The organism is Collimonas fungivorans (assembly GCF_028292705.1).
GTDB lineage: Bacteria > Pseudomonadota > Gammaproteobacteria > Burkholderiales > Burkholderiaceae_D > Collimonas > Collimonas fungivorans_B.
In genome coordinates, this window is the sequence record NZ_JAQGLV010000013.1 from 1 (window position 1) to 6,326 (window position 6,326).

At 59.4% G+C, this 6,326-nt stretch carries 4 protein-coding genes; all 4 read left to right on the top strand.

Annotated elements, in window-relative coordinates:
* Positions 1 to 58: 58 nt before the first annotated feature.
* Positions 59 to 1,480, top strand: a complete 1,422-nt coding sequence (locus JWQ61_RS00540) for a glycoside hydrolase family 47 protein (protein ID WP_304358787.1) — start codon at positions 59 to 61, stop codon at positions 1,478 to 1,480.
* 89 nt (positions 1,481 to 1,569) lie between these two features.
* Positions 1,570 to 4,422 carry a TonB-dependent receptor gene (locus JWQ61_RS00545; RefSeq protein ID WP_304358788.1) on the top strand — a complete coding sequence of 951 codons (2,853 nt, stop codon included), beginning with the start codon at positions 1,570 to 1,572 and terminating at the stop codon, positions 4,420 to 4,422.
* A 211-nt stretch (positions 4,423 to 4,633) separates the two neighbouring features.
* Complete coding sequence (locus tag JWQ61_RS00550) at positions 4,634 to 5,248, top strand: 2OG-Fe(II) oxygenase (protein ID WP_304358789.1); 615 nt, start codon at positions 4,634 to 4,636, stop codon at positions 5,246 to 5,248.
* Positions 5,249 to 5,376: 128 nt separating this feature from the next.
* Positions 5,377 to 6,326, top strand: a 950-nt coding sequence (locus tag JWQ61_RS00555) for a branched-chain amino acid ABC transporter substrate-binding protein (protein ID WP_304358790.1), incomplete at its 3' end; no start/stop codon positions are given.

Sequence of the window (6,326 nt, forward strand, 5' to 3'; positions counted from 1 at the left end):
GGTCCTCTCCATTCTGCGCAACGAATAACCGCCCATCTCAACACTAGGAGAACTCGCTTTGAAGCCATCAATCTTTCGTGCCGTGACGCTGGGTGTCGCCATCCAGGCGGCTGCATTATCGGTATCCCGTGCGGCCCCGGCCGCGCCGGTGGTCGATGCCAGGCAGAGCGCCGCCGTCAAAGCGGAGTTCCTGCATGCCTGGCGCAACTACGAGAAGTTTGCCTGGGGCCACGATGCCCTGAAGCCGCTCAGCCATCAAGCGCATGACTGGTACGGCCAGTCCCTCATGATGACGACGGTCGACGCCCTCGATACCCTCATCGTCATGGGCTTGAGCACCGATGCCGACAAGGCCAGGGAGCTGATCGCCACCGAGCTGTCCTTCGACAAGGACATCTATGTCAAGAATTTCGAGATCACGATCCGCTTGCTGGGCGGCTTGCTGTCCAGCTATCAACTGACAGGCGATGTGCGCCTGCTGAAGCTTGCGGATGACCTGGGACGCCGCCTGCTTCCGGCCTTCGATTCCCCCACCGGCCTGCCTTATGTCTTCGTAAATTTGCGCACCGGTAAGGTGCGCGGCGTCGAGAGCAATCCTGCGGAGACCGGTACCTTGTTGCTGGAGTTCGGAACGCTCAGCAAACTCACCGGCAACCCCATCTACTACGAAAAAGCCAAGCGCGCCCTGGTCGAGACATTCAACCGTCGCTCGAAGATCGGCCTGGTCGCCGATACCATCAATATCGAAACAGGCCAATGGATTGGTCGCGACGCCAGTGTCGCCAGCGGTACCGATTCGTACTACGAATACCTGCTGAAATGCTGGAAGTTGTTCGGTGACGAAGATTGCCTGGCGATGTGGAAGACCAGTATTGCCGCGATCAACCAATATCTGGCCGATGAAGTCGACGGCAATCTCTGGTATGGCCATGCCGACATGAACACCGGCAAGCGCACCGACAGCGACTATGGCGCGCTTGACGCGTTTTTCCCCGCCGTGCTGGCATTGTCGGGCGACCTGGATAGGGCCAAGCGCCTGCAGGCATCCGGTATGCGGATGTGGAACCTGACCGGTATCGAGCCGGAAGTGATTGACTACCGGACCATGAAGATACGCCAGGACGGCTATCAGTTGCGGCCCGAGATTATCGAGTCCAATTATTACCTTTGGCATTACACCGCTGATCCGCTTTATCGCAAGGCGGCGCGCACGATGTTCGACGATTTCGTTCGCCACTGCCGAACCGAAGGCGGTTATGCGGCACTGTCGGACGTTACCAAAAAAATCAAACGCGATTCGATGGAAAGCTTCGTGTTCGCGGAGACCTTCAAGTATTTCTATCTGACCTTCGCCGCGCCTGGCGCCCTCGACTTTGACGGTGTCGTGTTCAACACCGAAGCGCACCCGCTGCGCGCCACCTGGAAGCAAGGTGAACTTGCCCCGGTGGTCCACAGCGCGAGCAAGCCGAGCCATCAATGAATTTGAAATAGTCAATCCTTCGTTGCCGAGCGAGGGTAGACCAGTAGTGGACGTAACCGGAGATTTTGAATAATTCTAAAGGAGTAGAAATGTCGAGCAGATTGAAAGTATTACCGCTGGCGATTGCGCAAATCATTGCAGCGGGAGCATTTTCGGCCACGTTCGCCGCGTCAGCAATGGCGCAGCAGAAGGCCGCGGACCCGGAGCCAGAGGCAAACCAGCCGACGCAGCGCGTCGAGATCACCGGTTCCTACATCCGCCGCGCGGATGCCGAGACGCCCAGCCCCGTGCAAGTGATCACAGCAGCCGACCTGAAGAACTCCGGCTACACCTCGATTTCGGAAGTGTTGCAACATATCACGGCCAATGGTGCAGGTACGCTGAGCCAAACCTTCCAGGGGGGATTCGCAGCGGGTGGCAGCGCCATTTCCCTGCGCGGCCTCAATAACAATGCGACGCTGACGCTGATCGACGGCCACCGGATGGCGTCTTACCCGCTGGCCGATGATGGTTCGCGCTCTTTTGTGGACCTGTCGAGCATTCCATTCGATGCCGTTGAACGCATTGAAATCCTGAAAGACGGCGCCTCCGCCGTGTACGGCTCCGACGCCATGGCCGGCGTGGTCAACGTTATCCTGAAGAAGAATTTTGTCGGCACCAGGCTCTCGGCTGAAACAGGTACCACGACCCAGGGCGGCGGCACCACCAGCCACCTGACGGCCAGCCACGGGCTCGGCGATCTTGAAACGGATGGTTATAACGCGTACGTCAGCCTGGAGTACCGGCGCCAGGAGCCGATTCACTATACGCAGCGCAGGGACGGCGGACTGTGGCAAGCGCTGGATATGTCGGCCTATGGCGGCGCCAACAAGTCGCCCGGTGTCATCACCCCGCAAAATACGGCGCCGATCGTGCTGTCGCCATACATGCTCAATCCAAATACCCCAAGAGTGAGCGGCGCCAATAACAGCGCAGCTTTTGCATTTTTCCCCGGCACCGTGTGCGGCAGCTACGCGCAGATGGCATCCGGCGGATGCGCGTACGAGGATCCGAATAAAGTCATTCAACAGAAGACGGAGAACGTCAACATCCTGGCCAGTTACACCAAAAAACTGGGCGATGGGTGGAAGGCCGATTTCAAGGCGTCCTTATTCCAGAGCAAGGATACCTTGCCCCAGGGCTTCACCAATTTCCCATCGTCCTACGGGAATCAGCTGGAAATGATGTCCGGCGTTCCCCCGCACTATATTGCCGGGACCGCCATTCCAGCCATTCGCCTGCCTGCCAATTATCCCGGTAACCCATTTGGCGTGCCGGCCATTGTGCGCGGGCCGATTCCAGGGGCGCCGGCACGCGATATCACTACCGATTCCAAAGCATACCGTCTGGTAGCCAATCTTAGCGGCACGTGGGGAGCCTGGGACATCGATGGTTCGCTTGGCTATACCAGGGATAACCTGAACCGGGTGAGCACGGGCGGCTTGAACGTCCCTGCGATGAACGCCGCATTGAATCGCGCGGTAAATCCCTATTCGGTCACCGGCGCGAATACCGCCGCCGATATCGCGGCGATCTTCCCAACCGTGTCGTCGTTTGACACCTCGGAGCTGGATTTTGCCGAATTGCACGCCTCGCGTTCCCTGGCGAATCTACCAGGTGGCGATTTGATCGTTAGCCTGGGAGGCGGGTCCTTCCATACCAAATTGTCGGCCCCAGCCATGCCCAATCCGGATGGCCTTACCAACGGCGCCTACGCTTTCGGCTCCGAAACGGCGACGTCCGCTTATATGGAATTTACCGCCCCGGTGCTGAAGAGCCTGGAAATCGACGGGGCTGTCCGATTCGACCACTACAGCCTGGCCGGCAACTCGACCACGCCCAAGCTGGCTTTCAAATGGACGCCGAGCGAGGCATTCGCCTTGCGCGGAACCCTGGCGAAAGGCTTTAGAGCGCCAGGTCCGGCCGAGAACGGCAACTCTGCCAGCAGCGGTGGGGTAGGGAGCTCAAATGACCCCGTACTCTGCCCAGGCGGCTATATGGCCAATGGCATGTATCCAAAAGGGACAGTAATTGCCTCGTGCAACGAGTCGCTGATCGGCTTGAGCACTACCAATCCCGACCTGAAACCAGAGAAGTCTGTTTCGGCAACGCTCGGTGTGATCCTGGAACCTGTCAAAGGATGGAGCACCGCGATTGATCTGTACCAGATAACGATCAAGGATCAAATCGTCGGCGGACCCTTGTCCGGCACTCCGGTACGCAATGCGCCCGAACTCTCGGACTGCGCCGATGGTAACGGCGGCAGCACCTCTTGTACGCCTGCCATCGGCAGGATTGCATATTATCCGGCGACCCCGATCAATGCGAACAGTACGAGGACTCGGGGGATGGAATTCGATACGCGTTACAAATTCAACCTGGGCGAGTACGGAAAGCTGAAGACCGAATTCCAATTCGCTCATGCCTTCAGCTATGTCATGAACATCAGCGGCGTGTCCTATGAATTGGCGGGTACACACGGTCCTGCGGGCATCGGTGCCGATACCGCCAATCCAAAAGACCGGGCGCAAGTCGACCTGACGTGGGAGAAAGGCCCGCTGGAGGTGGGAACCAGCCTGCACTGGATCTCCGGATATAACTTGAACGACCCTACGAGCGGGCAATTCACGTGCGCAGACGGCGGGACGATGAATGGCGTATTCCCTAGCGGGAACACCCCTGAGCAGTTCTGTAAAGTCCATTCCTTCCTCGAGACCGATCTGTCGGTGCATTACAAGCTCGACAAAAAGTGGACCTTGCATGCGTCGGTGACCAATCTCTTTAATCAGGCCCCTCCAGTTGATGTGAGTACCTACGGCAGCGGACTCCCGTACAACCTGTCGCTGCATTCCGCCGGCGCGGTCGGCCGCTTCGTCAATGTCGGGGCCGCCTACACGTTCTGAGATGATGCAGCGCTTCGTTCTCTGAGGGCCGCAGTTGAAGCAAGTGTGGGCGGGCTGATCGTCAATGCTTGCTTCATTTCTGGCATCGGGATAGGCCAGTTCGCAAGGAGCCGGTTCGTCCGCCCAGGTTCAGCGAGGGTTCTCGTTCGCTGCGCTGGGCCGCCAGCTACGCGGCATCCGCCGCCATGGCGATTACTACGTGGAAGGGACAGTGGCCATCGCGCCGCCGAATCTGAGCGTGCAGGGACTGGGCCTGCTGTCGCCGCGGCTTCAGCAAGACCAGGTGGCGCCGCTGCGCGCCCGCGCACAACTGGCGCCATTCGGACGCGGCGAGCAAACGGTGATCGACACGGCGGTGCGCCGTACGTGGCAAATCGACGCAGATCAGATCACATTCGCTGGGCGCAACTGGGCGCAGACACTTGGCGGTATCGTCGGCCGCGCCGCGGATGGGCTGGGGGTGCCGGAGCCCGTCAACGCGCAGCTTTACAAATTGCTGATCTACGATACCGGCAGCTTTTTCATTGAACACCGGGACACGGAGAAAGCCGACGGCATGTTCGCCACGCTGGTGCTGGTCCTGCCGTCCATCTATAGCGGCGGCGAATTGCTGATCGGCCATGGCGAGCGGGAAGTGTGCGTGAACCTGGCCGGCGCCGACCCGGCGGATGGCGCATTCGTGGCCTTCTATGCCGACTGCGTGCACGCTCCTGTAGCGCCAACCGCCCCGCGGTTGGCGCTGGCGCCCTCATCGGATGCAGTCAAATTAATTTTTGCAGATTGTTGTGCAATTAAATTCGTTTCCTCTGCGCATGGCCGGTGCTAAGCTGAACGGTTTGCATACCTTCCGCTGCGCCCAAGTGCCGCCTGTACACTAATCCAGCGGCTTTTTTCTGGTTTTTGCCGAAGCCGATGCAGGCCAAAGTTCAGAGTATTACTAGTTCAAGAGGAATAATGAAGAAGCATGCAGTAGTTGTAATTGCCCTGTCGTTGGCCGGTGTGGCATCGGCCCAGGAGGTGGTAAAAATTGGCCACGTCGCGGCGGTCACCGGACCTGTGGCTTATTTCGGAAAGGACACGGAGAATGGCGCCCGTTTAGCAATCGAAGCGCTCAATGCGCGCGGAGTCGTCATCGGTGGAAAGAAGGTGCGTTTCGAGCTCGTGGCGGAAGACGACGCGGGCGAACCGAGGCAGGCCACAACCGTCGCGCAGAAGCTGGCCGATGCCAAGGTCAATGGCGTTGTTGGTCATCAGACGTCAGGCACGACCATTCCGGCCTCGAAGATCTATTACACCGCAGGCATCCCGCAGATTTCGCACTCGAGCACCAGTCCGAAGTACACCCAGCAGGGCTTCAACACGACGTTCCGCGTGGTGGCCAATGACACGCAACTGGGCCGCGCGCTCGGACGTTACGCGGTGAAGGGGATGGCGGCGCGCCGCGTCGCCGTGATCGACGACCGGACCGCGTACGGCCAGGGCCTGGCTACCGAATTTGCCAAGGGGCTGCAGCAGCAGGGAGGGACCGTCATCGCGCGCGAGTTCACCAATGACAAGGCGACCGACTTCAGCGCGATCCTGACCAAAATCAGGGCCACCAAGCCAGATCTGGTTTTCTATGGCGGGATGAACGCTGTCGCCGGACCGATGCTGCGCCAGATGAAGCAGCTTGGAATGAACACGAAGATGATGGGCGGCGACGGCATCTGTTCCGACGAAATCGCGAAACTGTCGGGCGGGGCGATGGCGGACGACCAGGTTGTCTGCGCGGAAGCGGGCGGCGTGGAGGGGACCGGCAAGGCCGCGATGGACAACTTCAGGGCAGCCTACAAGAAGCGGTTTGGCATTGACGTACAGATCAATGCACCATACGCCTACGATGCGGTCATGGTCCTGGCCGATGC